This is a genomic window from Exiguobacterium sibiricum 7-3 (assembly GCF_000620865.1).
In the GTDB taxonomy this organism is placed as follows: domain Bacteria; phylum Bacillota; class Bacilli; order Exiguobacteriales; family Exiguobacteriaceae; genus Exiguobacterium_A; species Exiguobacterium_A sibiricum_A.
Map to the genome: position 1 here is coordinate 2,027,212 of NZ_KK211190.1, position 21,967 is coordinate 2,049,178.

A 21,967-nucleotide genomic window follows, 5' to 3' on the forward strand; every position below is an offset into this window, starting at 1 on the left:
GGCTCTCTCTGCCTAAGTCCATCAAAAGGAAAGTGGTTTTTTTGCAGATTAATTAATTTCGACGGTTACGAGACATAAATCGTCTGCATCGTCACTTTGATCCGGTTGAATCAATTGATGAATCGCCGGCCCCTGTTCTTGAATCAATTCACGAATCGCACTGATGCCTTCATCGATTCCCTTACTGTACAATTCCATGAAGCCATCTGTATACAAGTAGACACAACCTGGCGAAACGAGGTCAATCGTCTGGCTCGTATACTCCGAATCTTCGAACATCCCGACCGGTAATCCCGTATTCTCAAGCGGAATGATTTGATTCCCCATCCGCAGTAAGCCCGGTGGATGCCCGGCATTCGCATAACTGAGTTTCATTTCATCCAGTTCGATGTACAAGTACACGGCTGTAAAGTAAATTTCCGTTTCATCACCCGGGAACAAGCGGCTCATCTGTTTGTTTAATTCCTCGAGTACTTTCGCCGGATCGCCAATGCGATGTACGAGTTCAAATAAAATCGAACTCATTCCCATCGTAATCAGAGCAGACGAGACGCCGTGTCCCATGACGTCAAATAAGATGATTCCGTATTTTTGCGGCGAAATCCGGTACCAGGCATACATATCGCCTGCCAGTTTTTTCGACGGAATGTAGGTCGCCATAATCCGGATGTCTTCGTCCTCGATATTCGCACTTAACACGCTTTGTTGAAGCTTTTGCGCTAAATCAAAGTCTTCCTGTAAGACTTTTTCGTAACGCTTTCGAGCATCAATCGCTTGTTTAAGTGACATCGCGTTTCGGACACGGGCTAACAATTCCGTTTTCCGAATCGGTTTTGTCGTGTAATCAGATGCACCGGCATCAAGTCCATCCGCGATATCTTCTTCGTTCGATCGACCGGATACGATGACAATCGGTAACTCATCCAAGCCAAACCGTTTACGAATTAAGCGTGTCGTATCGATACCGCTGATTCCGGGCATTTCGACGTCAAGTAACACGACGTCAAGTGTCTCGGTAAACACCGGGTCTTCCATCAGTTCCATCGCTTCTTCCCCGCTCATCGCTTTGACTACATCGTATCCTTCGTTTTCAAGCAAACGTTCTAAAATCATTAAATTGGTAAACTCATCATCTACGACCAGTATACTCATGTCGTCTCACCTCGTTCCATCAACATATTCATTGAAAATAGTTTAGCACACAATTTGCATTTTCGTTTAGACGAAAGATGCTTTTTCCGTCATACTAAAGAAGAATGAAAGGAGGAATGGGTCATGTGGCTTTATGTCGTCTCCATTCTAATCATCGTGTTCGTCTTAGTCGCTTCAATCCTCGTGATTTCAAAGGGTTACGGGTACAAAGGCAACAAGGATGACATCGAAATCGATTACGATGAAATCAACCGTAAACTATCTGAAAAACACGATGACGAGCATCGATCGTAAGACCATCTCAGACCATCATATCATCGGATGGTCTTTTTGTTGTATTACAAATGCATGTTTTTAGTTGTGAGATAAGGGTATATTCCTATCATGGTCAAATCATACTTTAAGGGAGTGTCAATCATGCAACCAAACTTACCAAACGATCCACATGCCGTACATGCCGAAAACCCGAATCGCCAGTTCGATCAGGAAACTTCATCTGGTCGTCAAGTCAGTTTACTTACAGGAATGCTGCTAGGCGCAGTCGTCGGCGGTCTCCTGACGTTACTCAGCTCGTCTAGCCGTCAAAATACGAAACAAAGCCTGCGCGGTGCTAAAGACTCTGTCTCGACGCTCGCTTCATCAATTAAAGAAGATCCGTCAGGCAAAGCATCACAAGTCATCAACCAAGTAAAGAGCGCTTCAAGCATCATTCAAGAAGTCGCATCTGATGTCCAAAACGTTTACGATAAAGTCAACACGGAGCTTGAGACCGTTAAGACTGATGCATCGTCTGTCAAAGAGACAGTCAACGAAGCTAAAGGAGATCTCAACTCTATTAGCAGTAAAGTCGTTGAAGCGAAAGATGTGGCACTCGGAAAAGAAGAAGCACCTCCCGAGCACCAACCAAATAATGCGCAGCACGATGATTCGAAACAAGATCATTCTCAATCAAACAAATAATTCGATGACACCTTCCCGGACGATCCGGGAAGGTGTTTTTCATTGGAAGTGTTTCACGATAATCGCAACACGTTCCCGCATCCCGAAACGTAGTACGCCGGACAGTGGTGTCGCAGCCGGAATGGCATCGGTCTTTAAGTCCATCTGTTCTGCTTCTTTTCGGGCACGGTACAAATGAAAGTCCGATGTCACGATCGAGACACGGTTTTCAGATGCCGGTAACAGCCGTTTTGAAAACATCAGATTTTCAGTCGTCGATGTCGATTGATCTTCAAGCAACAATCGTTCTTCACTGATTCCTCCTTGAAGCATCCCGCGTCGCATCGCTTCCGCTTCCGAAATCGCCTCTCCGTCCCCTTGTCCTCCGCTTAAGATAAACGTCGTATCCGGAAATTGTTTTCCGTACCGGACGGCTGCCTCAATCCGGTTACTTAGAATCAATGAGGGTTTCTCGCCTTTGACACCGGCTCCAAGCACGATGACGTACGGATGCTTCCCGTTCGCAAGCGGTCGTTCCCCCTTCGCGATGAACCAGCCGATGCTGAACCAGAATACGATGAGTAATAAGAGTAACCCAAGACCGGCCTTATAAAAACGGCGTATGATATGTTTTAATGTTTTCTTCACGATTATGTCTCCTCAGTGGTAAGATCTTGCTGTCTTTTTGTCACCTCTTTCAATACGCCTCGCCACGTAAAAGGTTTCAACTCGTTTTTACAAAAAAAAAGCGACACCTCCGCAAAAAATCGGTGTGTCGCTCTGCCTTATCTGCCTGACATTAATTTCCCCAAATCGATGTCACGTATTCCGGATGATCGATGAACGGATTACGGTTTTTTTGCCATTTCTCAAAGATGATATCGTTTCGTCTGATTTCCGTCGCATCGACCGGATCAAGTTTGTTCCAGGCTTTTAGCGTCGACAGTTTTCCATGGAGTGGATTCGTACCGTTGCTGACGTTTTCTGATGCCTCTAAATCAATTTCACCGCCGCCTTCATAGCGGACTGCCATGTAAAAGATCATGCGGGCGATATCGCCTTTGACACGTGTCGGCGGCTCCCATGAATCGCTGTCGCGGTAGCAGTCACAACCGGCATACTTCGTTCCGCCGTTATCAAAATCAAGATTTCCCCGTGCGCTGTTGACGACGACGTCTTCTGCCCGAAGATGGTGCAAATCTGTTCCCGGTCCGTTGCTTGTTCCGAAATCACCGTGTGACTTCGCCCAGACGTGTTCCCGGTTCCATTGACCGACGTTCCCGCCGTTATTGCTCTTGGCAATCGATTTACCCGTATAGAGTTCGATGACATTATTTGCATTGTTCGGATCTTGATCCGTTTCCTTCAGAGCAGTCCAAACCGTGTCGTATGACACTTGCGTATGGTTATCGATGATATCGTGCAGTGAGGCTTTTAATGCCGCACCTGTTTTACCCGATGCTGGTAGATAATACGCGTCGATCGTCGGCTGTGACGTGACCATCTGAGGTCCGGCAACGATTTTCGTCGGTTCTGTTTTCGCGATGACTGGTGTAAACGAAATTGACCCAAGTGCAAGTGCAGCGACAAGCGCCCCGCTGATTTTCGACTTCCAATTCATACTGTGTTTCCCCCTTGGTTACATATGTATGTGCTCGTCTTACCTCCTCATTTTCACACCTCCTTTCACATCTGAGAAGCTGGACAAAAGACCTTGAAATCCCCGAAAAGAAACTGAATCAAAATTCATTCGGTTGTTCAAGAGTCCGATGGTCCTGTTTTTTTCTTTAGAACAGGTCAACCGACCAGTTATTCTTCTCATCAAAAAATATTCCAGGTTCAAAAGTCACGAAAACAAGATGTTCAGAAATAAACGCCACGGGTGATACAGCAACTTTCAAAACTTGCTATACTGTAAATGCAAACGCTTTCATAAACTTACAGGAGGTCTTTTCATGAAACAAAAACGTTTGATTGTCGCAACACTCGCGACCGCCACTTTTTTAGCGCCACTTGTGCAACCGATTGCAGTGGGTGCGACAGCGGATAACGGTACGATGATGCAGTATTTTGAATGGTACGTTCCAAATGACGGCAACCACTGGAACCGTCTCGGCAGTGATTCGACGAAACTCGATCAACTCGGAATCACCTCTGTCTGGATTCCACCCGCTTACAAAGGGACGACCCAAAACGATGTCGGGTACGGGGCTTATGATTTATACGATCTCGGGGAATTTAATCAAAAAGGAACCGTCCGGACGAAATACGGAACGAAAGCTCAACTGAAAACAGCCATCAGCCAACTACATACAGCCGGCATCGATGTCTACGGGGATGTCGTCATGAACCATAAAGGCGGTGCTGATTTCACGGAGGCTGTTACAGCGGTCGAAGTCAACGGCAGCAACCGGAATCAGGAAATTTCGGGCGATTACCAGATTCAAGCCTGGACCGGGTTTGATTTTGCCGCACGAAACAATACGTATTCAAACTTCAAGTGGAAATGGTACCACTTTGACGGAACCGATTGGGATCAATCTCGCTCGAAAAGTGCCATCTATAAGTTCCGTGGGACCGGAAAAGCCTGGGATACCGATGTTTCGACCGAAAACGGCAACTACGATTACTTAATGTATGCCGATATCGATTTCGATCATCCGGAAGTCCAGCAGGAAATGAAAAACTGGGGCAAATGGTACGTCAATGAACTCGGTCTCGACGGATTCCGCCTCGATGCCGTCAAACACATCAAACACGGTTATCTCGCAGACTGGCTCGCAAACGTCCGGCAGACGACCGGAAAACCGTTATTTACGGTTGCTGAATATTGGCAGAACGATCTCGGAACCCTGCAAAACTATTTAAGCCGGACGAACTATCAGCAATCAGTCTTCGATGCTCCGCTCCACTACAAGTTCGAGCAGGCGAGTAAAGGCGGCGGCTACTATGACATGCGGACGATCTTTGACGGAACGCTCGTCAAGAGTAATCCGGTCCAAGCCGTCACGCTCGTTGAGAATCATGATTCCCAGCCGGGGCAGTCGCTCGAGTCAACCGTTCAATCCTGGTTCAAACCGCTTGCTTACGCCATGATTCTGACGCGTGAACAAGGATATCCGTCGGTCTTCTACGGCGATTACTACGGAACAAAGGGCACGTCGAACCGTGAAATACCGGCGCTTGCCTCAAAAATCGATCCGCTGTTAAAAGCGCGGAAAGACTTTGCCTTCGGAAAACAAAACGATTATCTCGATAACGCCGACGTAATCGGCTGGACACGCGAAGGTGTGACGGACCGCACAAAATCAGGTCTTGCGACGATTCTGTCCGACGGTCCGGGCGGCAGTAAATGGATGTATGTCGGGACGCAAAATAAAGGCGAGGTCTGGACGGACATCACAGGCAACAATACGGCTTCCGTTACCATCAATCAGGACGGTTACGGTCAATTCTTCGTTAACGGCGGCTCGGTTTCTGTTTACCGCCAGCAATAAGTTCATACAAAAAAACCGGTTGTTCAAAGGACTTTTCCGTCCACTGAACAACCGGTTTCTTTTTATTCGGCGAGTCCGATGCTGCTTCGGACATGTTCGTCCTGTTCGATTGCTTCCAGTAAAAAGTGAGCGACATCCGCCCGGTTGATTTGTTTTGCCTGCTCCGGAACACCGCTCTCCGTTTGGCGATATAAGCCGGTCAACGGACCATTCATCAGACGAAGCGGTCGCGCGACCGTATAGGCGACGTCCGCCTGCTTCAACAGTTCAATCGCCTGCCGGTGATCCTTTAAGGGATTTTTAAGAATCTGTTGTGCAAGTAACCCTTGAGCTCCCGGCAGTTCCTGATCGACGCCTGCAGAAGCGACGTAGCCGATTCGTTCGACTCCGTTCACCTTCATCGCATTCACGATTCGCAAGAGACTCCGTTCTAAAAATCCGCTGTATGCCAGACTCTCGGTCCCGAGGGCCGTCAATACTGCCTCTTGTCCCTGCATCGCTTGATTCACTGCGTCTTGGTTAAGTACGTCTCCTTCAATTACATGCAGTTTCTCGTCCGTCAATTCCAGTTTGTCCGGGTTACGGACGAATGCCGTCACCGTATGTCCGTGGGCAATCGCCTGTTTGACCAACTCCTGTCCGGTTTGTCCGGTTGCTCCGAAAATAATCAGTTTCATAAAACGGCCTCCCTTTATCTGTTCTTTTACTCATGTACCCTTCCCTTTCGGTCAGTAATCGTCCGGCATTTTATTGTGAATCAGAAAATTGTTTCTTCTTGTTTTCCATTTGTGCTAAAATTCAGTTAATAATATTGGATATTTTTTCCTTAAGTTGCTTCATTTCTTAAATCCTTTTCAAAATGGCTGTTTGAAGTTCATTCCACTAGACGGAGGCGTACATATTGAAACTACAACAATTAAAAGACCAGCTCAATACGATTTATCTCGGAAAGTCTGATGTCATCGATTTATGTTTGACGGCATTGATTGCCGAAGGCCACATCCTACTTGAAGATGTACCGGGTACCGGGAAGACGATGCTCGCTAAAGCCCTTGCCAACAGTTTCGACAGTGCCTTCTCCCGGATTCAGTTCACGGCGGATCTTCTCCCGTCTGACGTCATCGGTTCCGACTTCTTTAACATGAAAACACAGGAATTTGAGAACAAACGTGGTCCTCTGTTTGCGAATGTCGTACTGATTGACGAAATCAACCGGGCTGTCCCACGGACCCAGTCTGCTTTGCTTGAAGCGATGGAAGAACGCCAAGTCTCAATCGGCGGGACAACGTATCAGATGCCGGCTCCGTTTTTTGTCATTGCCACGCAGAATCCGATTGAATCTGCCGGAACCTTTCCGCTTCCGGACGCCCAGCTTGACCGCTTCATGGTGGCGATTGAAGTCGGATATCCTGATCTTGAACACGAACGCCAACTGTTGAACGAAGTATTGGCGAACGTCCGGAAACAAGCCATCGGTATCGCGACAGGCGGCGACTTGATTACATGGCAGGAAGAAGCACGGCGCGTTCATGCGTCTCAGGATGTACTCGATTATCTATTGTCGATCGTCCAGGCAACCCGTCACCATGCTCTCGTCGAAGTCGGCGTCAGTCCCCGTGGTGCGATTGCTTTACTTCGGGCATCACAAAGTTATGCCTTCCTCAACGGACGCGATTTCATCATTCCGGAAGACATAAAATACTTGGCGAAACATGTCTTGTCCCATCGTTTAACATTAACGCTTGAAGGCGGCATCAAAACGACGAAAGCCGATTTATTACTGCATCTGCTTGATGACATTCCGGTCCCGGTTGAAATGGGGTGATGTCATGCACATCGAACGTTCGGTTCCATTTTGGCTGGAACGCCGGCTCTTTTCCGTTTATGTCATTTTGACGTTCGTTTTCTTATTCATCCCGGGATTGTCCTTACTCGGTTTTTTATTCGCAGCAATCGCCACCGTTCACTACGTTGTCGGGCAGACTGAAAAACAACTGAAGCGCGACGTTGCCTTGGAATGGAAACATTACGAACCGCTGATGTTTAATCAGGAGTCGACTGCGTTGCGTTTGCAGCTGTTCGGTCTTGAAGCCCTTGAAAAATTAGGACTGAAGACCACCCTTCGGCTGCACACGGATAACGGTCTCATTTTCCCTGACATGGATCCGCTCCACCCGCATACGTATCATGCCGTCATCGGATCGGACGAACAAATTGAAATCCCGATTCAGGCGATGCGGCGGGGACCGGCGCATTTTGACGAACTCACCCTGACAATCCGGCTGCCGTGGCGGATGGGCGTGTATCTGTTTACCTTTGATGCATTTCCTCATTTCACGGTCTTACCTTCGCTGACGGCACAGGCGACACCACTCCTGTTGCATCGGCTTCGGATCGGGGATCGTGCCGACCGGTACTCTCCACTGAAAAATAAGCTCGTTCAACTGGGGGCAAAACCGTATACGGCTGAGCCGTCGAAAGAAATCGACTGGTATGCGACAGCCAAGACCGGCCGTCTGCAGACCAAGGTCTTTGAGACGAGCAATCAGGATACGTTCAGCCTCGCCTTGAATCTGTCCGGACCAAGCGGTTACGGACTGCATACGAACTTTGAGACGTTCATTGATCAGACAGCGTTTCTCGCAAGTGAGCTGATTAAAGAAGGCTGTAAAGTTGAACTGTTTTTAAACCATCTCGACGCAAACAACCGGATGACCCATTTAAAGCTTCAGGAAGGGCAGCCTCAACTGAAACAAATCCTGTTGACGTTATCGACCCTGTCGACGCGGGACACCTATATTCCAACCGGTCAATTCGAACGGTACGTCACACGTCGAAAACACCGAAATAGCCAATTGATTCAAATTGGTAATGATCATATTCAAGCTATCGGTTAAACCGTACTTGCAGGAGGGACAATATGCCGTCATTTCTCATCCGTAAAACCACTCAACTCGTGTTCGCCTTCTTTGTTCTGGTCGTCATCAGTGCTTTACCGCATCTGATTGTTCAGATGCGACCGGATTTCCCGAAGTATTTCAACACAGTGCAACAACAGCTCAGTCTGTTGACGTCTTCACATCCATTAACGTATTACAATGCAACGGCTGGAGAAAACAGACTGTTACTTCCGGATCTTCAGCCGTTCATTCAGGAGACGCTCGTCATCTTCAGCAGCGCTCTGCTTTGTTCATCGATTGCGGCTTTACTTTATGCGTTTTTATTTTACCGGGCCGGAGCAAAAATCCGTTCCGTCTTGACGCAAACTGCCCGACTCCTGGAAATGATTCCTGATTTATTTTGGATCATTTTTTCACAATTCATCATCGTCATTTTATTCAAGACGACCGGATTTGATCAAATCGAGGTTGCTGGGGGATTTAGCGATTCGATCCGGTTCCTGCCGATTTTGACATTATCCTTAACGACCGTTTTTTTCTTCATCAAATGGCTGACCGGCCGGATTCAGGAAGAACAGCATGCAAGCTACCTGGAGTTGGCCCGCGCAAAAGGTATCCACTCGTCCCGGCTGTTTTGGCAACATTTGATGCCAAATCTGTTTTATCGTTTTTATCTGTTTTTCCGGACGAACATCATTACGATTCTTTCGAGTCTGGTCGTCATCGAGTATACTTTTAACGTCCAGGGACTGTTTCGTTTTATCTTAATCAATCAGGATTTTTCGATACTGCTTGTTTTATTGCTTTTAATCTATCTGCCCTTTTTCATATTAGATACGGTGGCAGAACTTTGTATCCCCCTCTCGTGGAAAGGAGAGATTTCATGAGACGTGTTTTGAGATATGACTTCATCTTTTGGATGTGCCTGTTGTTCTTTGGAACATTGTTGTTACTCAGTTTCGGTAATGCCGTGTTTCGTGACGGACAGGTCGATCAAATTCAAAATCTCTATTCGAAAGACGGAACATTTATCGCCACCTCACCACTTGAACCCTCCACGGATCGTTGGTTTGGGACGGACCGTTCCGGAAACGATTTGTTTCAGGTGATGATTGAAGGGGCCAAGTGGACGATTGGTGTTTGTGTCAGCGTCGCCTTCGCCCGAATCGTTCTCGCCTTGCTGATCGGTGTCCTGCTCGCTTTCCGGGGAAAACGGCTGTATACGGCATTACGTCTCCTGCTGGACGGTTTCTTGATCATTCCGATTTCGTTGCTTGCCTTGTTTATTTTATTGCCGGCTTTCCTATTTATAGATCCCGCCTCGGTTCCGTCCGCGTTCTCGCGTGTCTTCCTCGAAGTCAGTGTCTTGACGGTACTCGGTTTACCGGCATTAGTGCTGTATTTAATCGGTGAGACCCGGCAATTGCTTGCACAAGAATTCATGCTTGTCGCCCGCACACTCGGCGGACGTCCTGGACATCAGTTTCGGGTACATATTTGGCCGCATCTGTTGCCGACACTAACGATTGTCTTCATGCAACAGTTCGTTCAGACATTAATGGTCCTGATCCATCTCTCGTTGTTCGGCTTGTTTTTTGGCGGAACACTCGTCTTATTCGAAGGTGGCGCGGCCCCGATTATTTTTGAATGGGCGTCCCAGTTCGGCTACTATTTCCTGCAATTCTCAGCCGTTTCGTGGATCAACCATCTGTTTTTAGTTCCGGCGATTGCTTTAGCTTTGCTCGTGTTCTTTGCCAATTTACTGACCAGCCGCCTCGAGCGTGCTTACCGCTTGCGCCGCCAACAAATAAGTAGTTCAACTCCATCCCTTGCTGAAGCGGAAGCAGCGACAGCCCATTTGTCTCACCCGTTTGATCCGGTCGACATTTCAATCAAATCCTAGGAGGATGTATGAAGCGAATAATCATTGGTGCCGTCATTGTTCTTTATATGGCGGTTTTTAGTTTTTCCATTTGGTCTTATCAACACCCTGTCCTGACCAGTTCCGATCAGTCAAACTTACTCCCGACCCGTGTCAAACAGATTCGGTCGGCAACTTCGACGGATGACCTGAAGTCCTGGATTGAGCAAGCAAAACAACGCCAGGAGACGGTGTCGATTGCCGGTATGCAACACAGTCAAGGCGGGCAGACATACCTGCCGGACACGACAGTCCTTGATATGACCAAGTACGATCAGATTCTAGATTATACTCCCAGAACGAAACGGATTACCGTCCAAAGCGGCGCCACCTGGGGTGAAATTCAAGACCGGATTCAGCCGGACGGTCTAGCAATTCAAGTCATGCAGTCGCAGAATATCTTTACAGTCGGCGGCGCACTCAGCGTCAATGTCCACGGCCGGGATATCCGTTACGGTTCCCTGCTTGATACGGTCGATTCGTTTCGGCTGTTGCAAGCGGACGGTTCCGTCGTCAACGTCAGCCGGACGGAACATGCGGATTTATTCCGCCTGGTCCCCGGCGGATATGGTCTCTTCGGTATCATTTTGGACGTTACTTTGAAACTGACAAACGATGAATGGTACGCCGAGCAGACTGTCTCCTTGAATTATCAGGATTATCCGGCTTATTTCCGGCAACATGTCCTCGGTGACGATGACGTCCGTATGCACATCGGACGTATTTCTGTCGCGCCGGACGGATTTTTCAAAGACATGTATGTCACGAACTATCGCAAAACAGAGCGGACAACTCCGATTGAAGAGGAACCGCTCAAACAAGAAACCATCATTGCTTTGCCGAAAGCATTACTCGGCATCTCCCGGTACAGCGACTTCGGAAAAAATCAGCTCTGGTCATTTCAAAAATCGTATTTCCTGAAGCAGAGCGGAACGTTCGAATCCCGTAACAATGTCATGCGTTCCGACAGTGCGTTTATGGAATATACGAGTCCCGGTCGAACCGAATTACTCCAGGAATACTTCGTGCCGGTTGATTCGTTTGTTTCCTACATCGATCAATTGCGGTCGATTTTGACAGCCGAGGAACTGAATGTCTTGAATATCACGATCCGGTATGTCGAGCAGGATGAAACAGCTGCCTTGTCCTATGCGAAACAGGATATGTTTGCCCTCGTCTGGCTGATCAATACGGAAACGGATCCGATATCGATCAACGAAACGAAACGGATTGTCCAAAAGTTGATTGATGCGACACTCGCACATCAGGGCAGTTACTACCTGCCGTACTATCCGTTCGCAACACGCAAGCAGTTCCATGACGCCTATCCGAATGCTGCTACTTTTAAAGAAGCCAAACAACAGCAGGATCCCGATGGCCTTTTCATGAACCAATTTTATCTCGACTATTTTAAGTAAGGAGACGATGATGAACTATTCACTTTTTGTTCGTATTCAAAGCATGATTTTAATGAGCAGCAGTATCATTTTTCCGTTTTATTTATTGCTTGTCCGGCAAATTGGAGATTCCTATGCCCAGTTCGGTCTTGCCTACGGTCTCTTCACGCTGACTTCAGCGTTCGCTTACCTCGGAATCGGTCGTCTGAGTGACCGGTTCGGCGACCGCTCATTGCTTGTCACCCACACGTTTGGCATGGCACTGGTTTTATTGTACGTACCGATTGTGACGTCCATTAGCCACGTCTACCTGATTCAAATCATCATGGGAATACTTGGTGCGTTGCAAAAGAACACGGAAAAAACAATCCTTGCCCGGCAGGAACTTGCCTTGACGACGGTTGGCCGGACAATCGGCCGCTATCATTTCAAGACATCATTATGGTCGGCACTTGGAATCATAGCTGCCGGTTATCTGATTGATTTTTTAACGATTGGCAGTCTGTTTTACATCATCTCTGCCGTCTATTTTTATGTAACGTTGCGTTTACTGTGGGACCGTCCACGTTCAGAAAAAAAACATACGGAAGATTCATCATCGGGTGTCGAAGCGGGTATAAAGAAGTAGAAGGGATGTGATCGTATGATTGACGTAACCCATTACTCCCAAGCGTTCGGGAAACGCACGGTCTTGAGAGATGTCCAGTTTTCAATTGGTCAAGGTGAAATTGTCGGTTTAATTGGTCCGAGCGGTTCCGGAAAAACGACTTTAATCAAGTCGTTGATTGGTCTGCAACAACCAACGACCGGGACGATCATGGTTCTCGGCACCAAACAACCCTCGCTCGCCCAAGCGGAGAACATCGGCTACATGGCACAGTCGGATGCGCTTTATGAAGACTTAACGGCGCGCGGAAATCTGCGGTATTTCGGAAAACTATACGGTTTAAAAAAAGCACGTCTTCGAGCGCGCATCGAAACCGTCCTTGAATTCGTCGATTTGAAGAAAGATGCCGATCGTCCGATCCATCAATTTTCCGGTGGAATGAAAAGACGACTCAGTCTGGCCATCGCCTTGATCCACGAACCGAGTCTTCTGTTGCTCGATGAACCGACGGTCGGGATTGATCCCGCGCTTAAGAAAACATTTTGGCATGAGTTTGAACAACTGCGCCAGTCCGGTGTAACGGTACTCGTCACGACACATGTCATGGATGAAGCTGAGCGTTGCGACCGGTTATTGTTGATCCAACATGGTCGTCTAATCGAAGCCGGTACCCCCAATGATTTGATTCAACGTTTTGGTTCCATCGATGAAGCTTTCATTCCAAAGGAGCGAGTATAATGCAAATTCTGACAGTAGCGGAACGTGTGATTTCACAAATTTTTCGGGATAAACGGACGATTGCCATGATGTTTCTCGCTCCCTTATTTGTTCTGTTCTTACTGTCGACGATTCTCGGTTCGAGCTCGGACGATGTGACAATCGGTACGGTCGATTTACCGGTGACCTTTCAAGATACACTGAAAACCAAAACAGACATCCGCACCTTTTCAAGCAAAGCGGCTGGTATCACTGCCATGAAGGATCGACAGATTGATGCCTTGATCACCTTTCAAAAGAATCAGCCGAAAATTTTAATTGAAGGCGGCGACATTTCAAAAAACGCCGCAGCGCTCCAACTCATTCAAGAAACCTTGATCACGATTCAAGGAAAACAAGCACTCACAGCCAATACGAAACTCACGGCAACCGTTCAACAGTTGCAACAACAATTGACGCAATTAACGAATCAAACATTCGATACGCCGCAACCTGCATCACCCACTCTTACCAAACCCGACATCCAATTTTTATACGGCAATCCGGATGCTGAATTATTTGATCAAATCGCCCCTGCCTTGATGGGGTTTTTCATCTTCCTATTTGTCTTCATCATTGCCGGTGTCAGCTTTTTACGGGAGCGGTCGAGCGGTACACTCGAACGGACGCTTGCGACGCCGCTCAAACGCTCGAGTATCGTCTTCGGTTATTTTGTCGGTTTCTTTTTATTCGTCACGATCCAGACGATTCTTATTCAGTTATTCATCGTCAACGTGCTTGACGTGACGCAACAGGGAAACTACTTCTTACTTTTGTTCGTCAATCTCCTGACGGCAAGTGTCGCCTTGTCGCTTGGTTTACTGCTGTCGAGTTTTTCCCGGACTGAATTTCAACTGATCCAGTTCATTCCGTTAGCCATCGTGCCTCAGATTTTCTTCAGCGGATTGTTTGATTTGGGTGATGCTCCCGTGTGGGTCGAAATCATTAATCGGTTGATGCCATTGACTTATGCCGCGCATGCTCTGCAAAATATCATGACTCGGGGCTACGGGCTTCAAGACATTTGGCTCGATCTTGTCGTATTGGCAGGTTTTGTCCTCCTGTTCGTCGCACTCAATATGCGGGCTCTCAAAAAACAACGCCCGGTCTAAGAACATCGACTTCATTTCCCAGACTCCATTGACAATCCATTTTTTTCCTTATACAATCAAAAAAAAAAGCGAAATGAGGCCGACCAATGTAAATCCATCTAGATTACCTACCCACTAACTAAATACGAACGATGTGGAGGTTTTATAGATGAACCGATTTACAACTTTACTGGTCAGCCAGTGGGTAGCAAATGCGGGAGATGCGCTCTACATCGTCGCTCTCATCGCTACCCTGTATGCTGAAACCGGACAGGCCAGCACAGCTGCCCTGTTCCCGATTGCCGTGACGGCAGGCATGGCCATGAGCGGATTTTTCTTTGCTTCTCTTGCACGACGCTTTCGACATGCATCCTTGCTGTTGTTTAGCCAACTTATTAAAACCGTCACACTGGGAGTGATCGTTTTTCTTGATCTTCCCATTGCTTCTCTTCTCGTGTGCGTCGTTTGGATTGCGTTCCTCGATGGTTTTGCACGTCCCATCGAGAGTGCCTTTCTGCCTCGGATCACCGATGATTTGCAAAAAGCCAACAGTTTGGTCCAAGGAACCAATCAAGTCGTCCAACTCGTGATGTGGCCGCTTGGAGCCATTTTCGTCAGTGTTGGGTCTCCGCATCTTGTTTTGATGATTTCCTTCGGCTTGTTTATCGGAGCGACCCTTTGGACAACGTTGTTTCATCGTCAAGTGCGTCAGCTGGCTGATCCGGTCGAAGATTCGGACGAATCGCCAACATTTCAATCGAGTTTTCGATATACCCGCACACATCCGGCTGCCCGCCTCAATACGACGTTGCTCGGCATCGATGCGTTTGCAAGCACTGCCTGGATTTCAGCGTTGTTTCTTGTTTATATCGATACGCACCTCGCGCTGTCCCGCAGCTGGTGGGGAATTCTCAATGCCTTTTACCTGCTGAGTATGATCGGCGGCAGTTACTATATGCTCCGTCGCACGAAGCGGAAACCCTTGTTGATTAGCAGTGTCGTATTATCGATTGGTGCAACGGTCCTCTTCGCCTCGGCACCGCATGTCGTCTTTGCCATCATTGCCTGTATCATGCAAGGCGCAGCCAGTCAGTTACGAGCCATTGACATGAACACGCGGTTGCAGGAAGCTACACCAATCGCCCGGTTACCTTATGTTTACAGCATGCAGCAAACCGTCTATACACTGAGTTTTTGTCTCGGCAGTTTAGTGTTTGGTCTGCTTGCGGACCGCTTGAACATCGAAATCGTGTACTGGATCGCCGCTGTCATCGCTCTGTTGATGCTTCCGTCGGCACGGCGGCTTCAACAGTCCGTCCCCGCCTCCGCGGAACGCCACGTTTCGTGATCGATCCATGTTTTGAATACGATCCATGAAAATGGGGCTGACTCAAAAGTCAATTTCTACACAGATGAGGGTGGCAGATTATAAGTCTGCCACCCTCATCTTGTTCAACAGGAATCACTCGCTTCTCGCAACTTTTACAGGAAAAAGTAAGCATCCTGAAAGCCAATTTGTATTATCAACCCTTTATCCGCAAGACAAACATCATTCCAAGTCCCAGCAACAGACCGGTCAGACCGAGGTAAAAGTACGCCCCGTTTCAATCGAGTTGCAATCCACTTGGGTCACTCAAAATCCAAAACAAAAGACAGTGCGTTCCGGGGAACCCACTGTCTTTTGTGTTCTCATCATCACTTGGAACGTCACTTATCGTTTACGAAGCTGACTGTTTGAAGCTGTTGGTGCCTCAATGATTTCTTCAAGCAATACATCTGCTTGAACGAATGGCAGTTCGACTGTAAAGACCGAACCCTTTCCTTCCGTCGATTCCACATGAATCAATCCTTCATGTGCCCGGACGATTTCTTGACAAATCGCCAGACCAAGACCGGTCCCGCCGATTTTCCGGCTGTCGGAGTTATCGACCCGATAAAACTTACCAAACAACTCCGGTAACGCTTGACGCGGAATGCCGATGCCTTCGTCCGTAACCGTGACGCGTAACCGGTCATCTAATTCTTCGAGTTTTAACTCAACCTGTCCGCCGTCCGGTGAATACTTGATGGCGTTGTTTATCAGGTTTCCAAACAGTTGCCGCATCTTCGCTTCATCTGCCTCAATCCAACGTAACGGTGTATCCCCTGTATCGAGACTCAATTGATGATGTGTCGCAGAACCGGCTTGGAATTCGGCCACTTCCTGAATCAAGTCTGCAAGGTCAAGTGCCTTGAAATGATACTGCTGTTGGCTCGATTCCATCCGCTGAACGTCGAGGAAATCATTAACGAGACTCGTCAGACGTTGTGTCTCGGTATGAATCGTCGTCAAGTAGCGTTGTTGTCGATCCGCCGGCAAATCTTTCGCAAGCATCAATTCCGTGTAACCAAAGATGGAAGCGAGTGGTGTCCGCAATTCATGGGAGACCGTCGATACGAATTCTGACTTCATCCGATCGATTCCCGTCTCAATCGTCACATCACGTAAGACGAGCATCGTCCCGCGGAATCGACCGCCATAATGGATGCCTTCCGCATAGACCTGGACGAACCGTTCTTCTTTATTCAGAGATAATGACAATCCTTCCGTCGGTATCTCATGGCTGCACACACGATCCATATAATCCAAAAACGCTTCATGTTGGTCGACTTGAACGGCCAACTCTTCGATTTTGACATCAAGCGTCATCAAACCGTCGTCGTTGAACTGATCATGTGCCGGATGGTGGAACAACGCCAACAACGGTTTATTGGCGAAGATTTTTCCACCTTCGATATAGATGACGGCTTCACGGATCGAGTGCAACAGTTTCGACGTTTTCTCGCGTTCCCGCTCGATTTCATCAAACACCCGCATCCGCAGGAGTGATAATGCCAACTGACGCGAGAACGACCAAATCTCTCCCGTCTGATCGTCATTAAACTGATCGCGGTATCGAACGAGATAAATGCTCGCAATCATCGTGTTCGTCGCCGGGTCCATGACCGGAACGACCGTTTCATACATGCTGTATGGATACGGAAGCGGATGATCACTCGTGACCTGTTTCGTCGATCGGACAGCCCGTTTGTGCATGCGCGCCCGCTCGAGCAAAGACATCGAGGACGTCAAGAGTTTACGTTCCTGATCGACGGTCATCCCGTAAGAGACGATATCCGTATAGCGGTCTTCTTCGAGGAAGACGATTGCCCCTAACTCGGCATCCGTGATCGTAATCAACTTCTCGATGATGGCCGGATAGGCCGTTAATGTCTCGCGTGACGCGAGGGTTTCCGTCAATTCGTTCCGGTAACGCAAATGTGTTTCATTGCGTAACGTTATATCAAGAGCTTCTTCCAGCTCTTCTTGTTGTGTTTGCAACTCTTCTTGTTGCGCCACCAATTCTTCTTGCTGACTTTGCAGTTCGTCGTTGCTTGAGACGAGTTGCATTTTTTGTGCGGAAATCGCCGCCGCCATTTGATTAAAGGTCGTCGTCAATTCCCCAATTTCGTCTCGCTCGTTCACGACGTGAATCGGTGTAGCGTCTTCCCCTTTTGCCAAACGACTGCTTTCCCGGTTGAGTTGACGCAATTGTCCGGTCAACTTCGACACGAACGGGCGAACGAGTAAGGCAATGATAAGTAACAGGACTGCTAAATTGATGAAACCAAGAATTTGCGACGTATTCACTTGTTTTCCAAGCTTATCTTGCGCTGCCAACTCTTGTTTGTTCAATGAGTTACGATACTCCGTGAACACCGTTTCCATATCAACGATGCTCGAACTCATATCAGCTGCACTTTTTGTTTGGATGTTGAAATTCCGGTCCGGATCAAGTTGCTGCGCCTGCGTCACTTTTCCGAGCGTCGCCATCTGCAGAAACGGTTCCGTCACATCACCGTCTTTTTTAGCGGCAACATAGTTCGTTAAACTTGGCATGACACGTTCCGTATAGGCACTGTAGAGTGTCCGGGCATCGGTTGCATATTGTTCTTCTTCTTTAAAACGCGCATTTTTTTCGAACCACGTCGTCTGGCGATTAATGGCGTCTTTTTTCCGTTCGATTTCTTCAAGCATCGCCCTATCACCTAACAGGACGAATCCACGCATTTCATATTGAAGACTCTGCCAGGATTCATATAAGTTCGTCGCTCGTGTTCGATGATCGTTCAACGTCAAGAGTTCCTGACGCGAATCCTGCACTTGATTTTTCGTATAAAAGTAAACACCGGCTGAGGTCAGCACGAGTGTCAGAATAATCATATAGAAGGCGAACATAATTTGGCGTCCAATCGTACGATTAAGCCATGATTTCATCTATTGATCCCCCTCTATCGTGTTCTTAATACACAATTTTTTTGTTTCTAAACTCTATTTTAAAGCTTTTTTATTGAATTCCACTAAATATGCTCAAAAAAGACCACTTTTCATCTAACTTTAATCTAAACGGTTGTATGTTACAAACAGATGTCGAAAAACAGTGTTTTGTTACTCTAGTGAATGGGTTTCATACCAAAAACCCACTCCGATGAACGGAGTGGGCAACGATTTAAAAATTCGAATGATTGGAATTTTGATGATCCGTGTGATGCTGATTCATATGCATTTGATGATGATCATGGTGTGTGCCCGAATGACGGCGGACCGGCTGTTCGTCCGCTAATGGATCACCTTCAAGCAGACCAAGCCGTGCATACTGCGCCACAATGTCTTGTTTTGTTGTTCCTTGGATTACATCCGTCTGTTGAATCAGCGCCAAAATTCCTTTTGCCAGTCGAACCGGTTCCAAATTCGTCTTTTCAATCGGAAACACTGACAAGGAACGCATGTATGTCAAATAGTCTTGTGCTCCTGACTCTGATGGTGTCACAAGTTGTGACGCATGATGCCGAAGTGATGTGGTGATTCCACTCGTCGAAATTCCTTTTGAGGCTGCTGAAATCAATGAAATGACAATGACGGAAATAATCAGAACAAAAAAGATGACCATGAAAACCGGCATCCCGGAAAAAAAGCCGTCGCCTTCGATATACAGCAACAGTCGGTTGCCGTTAAGCAATGAAGCGAATCCTGATAACGCCATAAAAACCCTCCTCGTTTCGTATAATAGTTACTTTTACGCAACACGAACAAGGCGGGTTTCCGTTTTTTGTTAAGTTTCTAAGGAAACTTCAGCATTAAACCAATCTTCAACAAACAAAAAACCGTTCGGGGCATCAATCCGATAAGAATACAGGACGGCAAAGTCACCGTCCGCCATCATCGGTAAGGTGATTTCCCGTAATATGGCCTTCACTTCTTCCGTCATGACGGTCTCATAGCGGACGAAATCGTCTTCCCGGGTTTCCCGTTCCGTCAAATACGGTAACAATAATGATTTCCCAAACGATTGGGGATCATCGATGACTTCTGCCGTCACTCCGAATAATTCTTCCGCTTCTTCAATCAGCGCATCAGCCTGCCCGACCGTCACTTGATTCGGGAACCAGACCGTCAGTTTGGTCCCTTCTTTTAAAAATTGTTCGAACATCGGTATAAAGGTCTTATTTTCCATCAAATCGTAATGCATCAAGCTTCTCCCTTCACAAACTCGAATTTCAATTGATTTTGTTCCAAATACAGCATCGCCTGGAAGGTCCGTCCATTTTTTTTCATATCAAGCGGCTTTGTTTTTCCATTCGCAAGCAGTTTTTTCAGTTCGGTTTGCGTCAGGCGTGCCCCGAGAATCGTCTTCGGCAGGGTAAACCCGCAATTGTTCTTCTGATAGGCACTGCACCCGTAAAATTTGCCTCGATCGAGCAACTCTGCCTGACAGACCGGACAGATGCCAACCAGCCGGTTCGTTGCGCCCCGCGCCCGTTTTGCCGGTACCTGGGTCGGATCGACTTCTAATTGTTCGACCCGTGTTTTTGCATCCTGAACTAAATGTTGCGACAGTTTCTTCGCCTGATCGACGAACTGAGCCGCTGAAGCCTCACCCTTCCCGATTTGATCCAGCCGGCTTTCCCATTTCGCAGTCATCTCCGGCGAGGCGAGAATACTTCCGCTGACGGCTTCAATCAGAATCCGTCCTTTCGCCGTCGGATGAAGTTCTTTTTTCTTCACTTGAATGTATTCCCGGCGTTTCAGTCCGTCGATGATACCGGCACGGGTTGCTTCTGTTCCAAGTCCCTCGATTTCCTTCATGATGGCTTGAAGTTCATTTTCAAGCACTTTTCCGGCCGTTTTCATCCCGAGAATCAAGGTTCCTTCCGTGTAGCGTTTTGGCGGTTCCGTTTGTTTCTCGAGTAACTTCGCGCTTTTAATCGGTACCTGTTGTCCGATTTCAAGTGCCGGCAGTTCCTGCTCTTTCGCTTCAACCTTCAAGACTTTCTTGAATCCTAACTCAAGCGACCGGCTGCCTTTTGTGATGAAGCGGTCCTGTTCTCGTTCCGTAATGATTTCCGTTTTTTCCGACCGGGCATCCGGAGCAAACGCCGCTAAGAAACGACGGACGATCAAATCATAGACTTGTGCGTCACGTCCTGTCAGTTTCGCAACAGCTCCCGCTTCTTCCGTCGGGATGATCGCATAATGATCGCTGACCTTCGCTGAATTGACGTACCGTTTATTGTTCGTAATGTTGTTCGTCACGATATCCGTCAGTTCGGTATACTCCGGCTGTTTCAAAAGTCGTTTTAAAATCTTCGGAAACTGGCTCGCTTCATCTTTTGAGACAAACGACGAATCAGTCCGCGGATAACTGATCCAACCCCGGATGTACAGTTTTTGCGCAATATCGAGTGTTTCTTTTGCGCCGAGTCCGAAACGCCGGCTCGCTTCCGTTTGCAACAACGATAAACTGAACCAAAATGGCGGCTTTTCAACTTGTTCCGTCTTATCGACCGCCGCTACGACACCTGTTCCTGGAGTTCGGGCAACAATCGTTTCCGCGAGGCTCCGTTCTGTAATCTTCGTTTGTTTTTTGATATTGATGTATTTTCCTTTATACCGGGTAAAGTCCGCTTCGACTTCAAAAAACGTTTCCGGACGGAAGGTCTCGATCTGCTTCTCCCGCTCAACGATTAACGATAGCGTCGGCGTCTGGACCCGTCCCAGTGAAAAGACGTCGGCGATACCTTTTTTCTTGAGCAACGTCGTATAAGCCCGTGAAGCATTCATCCCGATTAGCCAGTCGGCACAGGCGCGACTCATCGCCTCATGGAACAGATTCTCGGTTTCTTTGCCATCGAGCAGATTCGCAAAACCGTGATCTACGGCCTGCGGTGTCAGACTGGAAATCCAAAGGCGCTGAATCGGTTTCGCGTTATTGGCCAATCGGAGAATCAATCGGACGATTGCCTCTCCCTCTCGCTCGGCATCCGATGCTATAATGATGGAAGTCGTCGTCCGTTCGTTCAGTAACTTCTTGATGACTTGGAACGCTTTGCTTTTTCCCCGGGATAACCGGTAGTCGAACCGTTCCGGGATGATCGGAAGATGGTCATAGTTCCATCGTTTCCATTTGGCATCGTAATGGGCCGGTTCCTGGAGTTCACATAAATGGCCGACGGCATAAGCAAGCTTTGCCCCGGCCGGAAATCGGTCACACGGTTTGATTTCAATATAGCCGTCCCGCTTGACCGATGGATACGGCGCTGCCAGTTTTTCAGCTTGTTTCGGTTTTTCCGCAATGATTAATTGCATTGGTTCACCCTCATTTCCTTACTTCAGACACGCGGAGGTTA

Annotated in this window: 20 protein-coding genes; 12 read left to right on the forward strand and 8 right to left on the reverse strand. The window is 47.8% G+C overall.

The features are described 5' to 3' along the window. Positions 1–48: 48 nt before the first annotated feature. A complete protein-coding gene (locus P402_RS0111570) occupies positions 49–1,152 on the reverse strand; it encodes a PP2C family protein-serine/threonine phosphatase (protein ID WP_026828839.1) in 1,104 nt (367 codons plus the stop codon). Between the two features lie 123 nt (positions 1,153–1,275). Between P402_RS0111570 and ytzI the strand changes: the two genes are divergently transcribed. Continuing rightward, positions 1,276–1,446, forward strand: a complete 171-nt coding sequence (gene ytzI / locus P402_RS16945; protein WP_152538833.1) for a YtzI protein — start codon at positions 1,276–1,278, stop codon at positions 1,444–1,446. A 123-nt stretch (positions 1,447–1,569) separates the two neighbouring features. After that, positions 1,570–2,112 (forward strand): hypothetical protein, encoded by a 543-nt coding sequence (locus P402_RS0111580; RefSeq protein ID WP_026828840.1) that lies wholly within the window; start codon positions 1,570–1,572, stop codon positions 2,110–2,112. Positions 2,113–2,151: 39 nt separating this feature from the next. On the opposite strand, the gene P402_RS0111585 is transcribed toward P402_RS0111580, so the two are convergent. Continuing rightward, on the reverse strand, positions 2,152–2,739 hold the full coding sequence (locus tag P402_RS0111585; protein ID WP_034769946.1) for a YdcF family protein: 588 nt from the start codon (positions 2,737–2,739) through the stop codon (positions 2,152–2,154). A gap of 151 nt (positions 2,740–2,890) precedes the next feature. After that, a complete protein-coding gene (locus P402_RS0111590) occupies positions 2,891–3,712 on the reverse strand; it encodes an endonuclease I family protein (protein ID WP_026828842.1) in 822 nt (273 codons plus the stop codon). Positions 3,713–4,046: 334 nt separating this feature from the next. On the opposite strand from P402_RS0111590, the gene amyS reads away from it, so the two are divergent. Beyond that, positions 4,047–5,588: an alpha-amylase gene (gene amyS, locus P402_RS0111595; protein WP_026828843.1), complete on the forward strand. Its 1,542-nt coding sequence runs from the start codon at positions 4,047–4,049 to the stop codon at positions 5,586–5,588. A gap of 62 nt (positions 5,589–5,650) precedes the next feature. On the opposite strand, the gene P402_RS0111600 is transcribed toward amyS, so the two are convergent. Continuing rightward, entirely contained in the window at positions 5,651–6,265 is a 615-nt protein-coding gene (locus tag P402_RS0111600) for an NAD(P)-dependent oxidoreductase (protein WP_026828844.1), read from the reverse strand. 224 nt (positions 6,266–6,489) lie between these two features. Here P402_RS0111600 and P402_RS0111605 point away from each other — a divergent pair, with 224 nt between their 5' ends. The 9 genes from P402_RS0111605 to P402_RS0111645 all read left to right on the forward strand — a co-directional run bounded on the left by P402_RS0111605 (position 6,490) and on the right by P402_RS0111645 (position 15,608). After that, the gene (locus P402_RS0111605) at positions 6,490–7,413 is read left to right on the forward strand and encodes an AAA family ATPase (RefSeq protein WP_026828845.1); all 924 of its coding nucleotides are present in this window, start codon (positions 6,490–6,492) and stop codon (positions 7,411–7,413) included. Further along, positions 7,382–8,485 (forward strand): DUF58 domain-containing protein, encoded by a 1,104-nt coding sequence (locus P402_RS0111610; RefSeq protein WP_235188909.1) that lies wholly within the window; start codon positions 7,382–7,384, stop codon positions 8,483–8,485. Before P402_RS0111605 ends, P402_RS0111610 begins: the two co-directional genes overlap by 32 nt. Before the next feature lie 23 nt (positions 8,486–8,508). Next, positions 8,509–9,375, forward strand: a complete 867-nt coding sequence (locus tag P402_RS0111615; RefSeq protein WP_026828847.1) for an ABC transporter permease subunit — start codon at positions 8,509–8,511, stop codon at positions 9,373–9,375. Next, positions 9,372–10,391, forward strand: a complete 1,020-nt coding sequence (locus tag P402_RS0111620) for an ABC transporter permease (RefSeq protein WP_026828848.1) — start codon at positions 9,372–9,374, stop codon at positions 10,389–10,391. The genes P402_RS0111615 and P402_RS0111620 overlap by 4 nt, the downstream gene beginning before the upstream one ends. An 8-nt stretch (positions 10,392–10,399) precedes the next feature. Then, on the forward strand, positions 10,400–11,827 hold the full coding sequence (locus P402_RS0111625) for an FAD-binding oxidoreductase (protein WP_026828849.1): 1,428 nt from the start codon (positions 10,400–10,402) through the stop codon (positions 11,825–11,827). Positions 11,828–11,837: 10 nt separating this feature from the next. Beyond that, a complete protein-coding gene (locus P402_RS0111630) occupies positions 11,838–12,434 on the forward strand; it encodes an MFS transporter (RefSeq protein WP_026828850.1) in 597 nt (198 codons plus the stop codon). Between the two features lie 15 nt (positions 12,435–12,449). After that, positions 12,450–13,151: an ABC transporter ATP-binding protein gene (locus tag P402_RS0111635; RefSeq protein ID WP_026828851.1), complete on the forward strand. Its 702-nt coding sequence runs from the start codon at positions 12,450–12,452 to the stop codon at positions 13,149–13,151. Further along, entirely contained in the window at positions 13,151–14,281 is a 1,131-nt protein-coding gene (locus P402_RS0111640) for an ABC transporter permease (RefSeq protein ID WP_026828852.1), read from the forward strand. Before P402_RS0111635 ends, P402_RS0111640 begins: the two co-directional genes overlap by 1 nt. A gap of 148 nt (positions 14,282–14,429) precedes the next feature. After that, positions 14,430–15,608 (forward strand): MFS transporter, encoded by a 1,179-nt coding sequence (locus P402_RS0111645; protein ID WP_026828853.1) that lies wholly within the window; start codon positions 14,430–14,432, stop codon positions 15,606–15,608. A 363-nt stretch (positions 15,609–15,971) separates the two neighbouring features. Here the strand turns inward: P402_RS0111645 and P402_RS16520 are convergent, their stop codons facing one another. From P402_RS16520 to P402_RS0111665, 4 genes are all read right to left on the reverse strand, one after another. Continuing rightward, positions 15,972–18,557, reverse strand: a complete 2,586-nt coding sequence (locus tag P402_RS16520) for a HAMP domain-containing sensor histidine kinase (protein ID WP_051525161.1) — start codon at positions 18,555–18,557, stop codon at positions 15,972–15,974. A 232-nt stretch (positions 18,558–18,789) separates the two neighbouring features. Then, complete coding sequence (locus P402_RS0111655) at positions 18,790–19,323, reverse strand: hypothetical protein (RefSeq protein WP_026828854.1); 534 nt, start codon at positions 19,321–19,323, stop codon at positions 18,790–18,792. A gap of 69 nt (positions 19,324–19,392) precedes the next feature. Then, positions 19,393–19,809 carry a hypothetical protein gene (locus tag P402_RS0111660; RefSeq protein ID WP_026828855.1) on the reverse strand — a complete coding sequence of 139 codons (417 nt, stop codon included), beginning with the start codon at positions 19,807–19,809 and terminating at the stop codon, positions 19,393–19,395. Continuing rightward, on the reverse strand, positions 19,809–21,926 hold the full coding sequence (locus P402_RS0111665) for a DNA topoisomerase III (RefSeq protein WP_026828856.1): 2,118 nt from the start codon (positions 21,924–21,926) through the stop codon (positions 19,809–19,811). The genes P402_RS0111660 and P402_RS0111665 overlap by 1 nt, the downstream gene beginning before the upstream one ends. Positions 21,927–21,967: the final 41 nt, after the last annotated feature.

What these genes read in the sequence shown, in the direction of transcription:
- P402_RS0111570 (WP_026828839.1), bottom strand. Translation starts at nt 1,152, where the DNA reads ATGAGTATACTGGTCGTAGATGATGAGTTTACCAATTTAATGATTTTA.
- P402_RS0111635 (WP_026828851.1), top strand. Translation starts at nt 12,450, where the DNA reads ATGATTGACGTAACCCATTACTCCCAAGCGTTCGGGAAACGCACGGTC.
- P402_RS0111620 (WP_026828848.1), top strand. Translation starts at nt 9,372, where the DNA reads ATGAGACGTGTTTTGAGATATGACTTCATCTTTTGGATGTGCCTGTTG.
- P402_RS0111600 (WP_026828844.1), bottom strand. Translation starts at nt 6,265, where the DNA reads ATGAAACTGATTATTTTCGGAGCAACCGGACAAACCGGACAGGAGTTG.
- P402_RS0111630 (WP_026828850.1), top strand. Translation starts at nt 11,838, where the DNA reads ATGAACTATTCACTTTTTGTTCGTATTCAAAGCATGATTTTAATGAGC.
- P402_RS16520 (WP_051525161.1), bottom strand. Translation starts at nt 18,557, where the DNA reads ATGAAATCATGGCTTAATCGTACGATTGGACGCCAAATTATGTTCGCC.
- ytzI (WP_152538833.1), top strand. Translation starts at nt 1,276, where the DNA reads ATGTGGCTTTATGTCGTCTCCATTCTAATCATCGTGTTCGTCTTAGTC.
- P402_RS0111615 (WP_026828847.1), top strand. Translation starts at nt 8,509, where the DNA reads ATGCCGTCATTTCTCATCCGTAAAACCACTCAACTCGTGTTCGCCTTC.
- P402_RS0111655 (WP_026828854.1), bottom strand. Translation starts at nt 19,323, where the DNA reads ATGGCGTTATCAGGATTCGCTTCATTGCTTAACGGCAACCGACTGTTG.
- P402_RS0111580 (WP_026828840.1), top strand. Translation starts at nt 1,570, where the DNA reads ATGCAACCAAACTTACCAAACGATCCACATGCCGTACATGCCGAAAAC.
- amyS (WP_026828843.1), top strand. Translation starts at nt 4,047, where the DNA reads ATGAAACAAAAACGTTTGATTGTCGCAACACTCGCGACCGCCACTTTT.
- P402_RS0111610 (WP_235188909.1), top strand. Translation starts at nt 7,382, where the DNA reads ATGACATTCCGGTCCCGGTTGAAATGGGGTGATGTCATGCACATCGAA.
- P402_RS0111640 (WP_026828852.1), top strand. Translation starts at nt 13,151, where the DNA reads ATGCAAATTCTGACAGTAGCGGAACGTGTGATTTCACAAATTTTTCGG.
- P402_RS0111660 (WP_026828855.1), bottom strand. Translation starts at nt 19,809, where the DNA reads ATGCATTACGATTTGATGGAAAATAAGACCTTTATACCGATGTTCGAA.
- P402_RS0111665 (WP_026828856.1), bottom strand. Translation starts at nt 21,926, where the DNA reads ATGCAATTAATCATTGCGGAAAAACCGAAACAAGCTGAAAAACTGGCA.
- P402_RS0111645 (WP_026828853.1), top strand. Translation starts at nt 14,430, where the DNA reads ATGAACCGATTTACAACTTTACTGGTCAGCCAGTGGGTAGCAAATGCG.
- P402_RS0111625 (WP_026828849.1), top strand. Translation starts at nt 10,400, where the DNA reads ATGAAGCGAATAATCATTGGTGCCGTCATTGTTCTTTATATGGCGGTT.
- P402_RS0111590 (WP_026828842.1), bottom strand. Translation starts at nt 3,712, where the DNA reads ATGAATTGGAAGTCGAAAATCAGCGGGGCGCTTGTCGCTGCACTTGCA.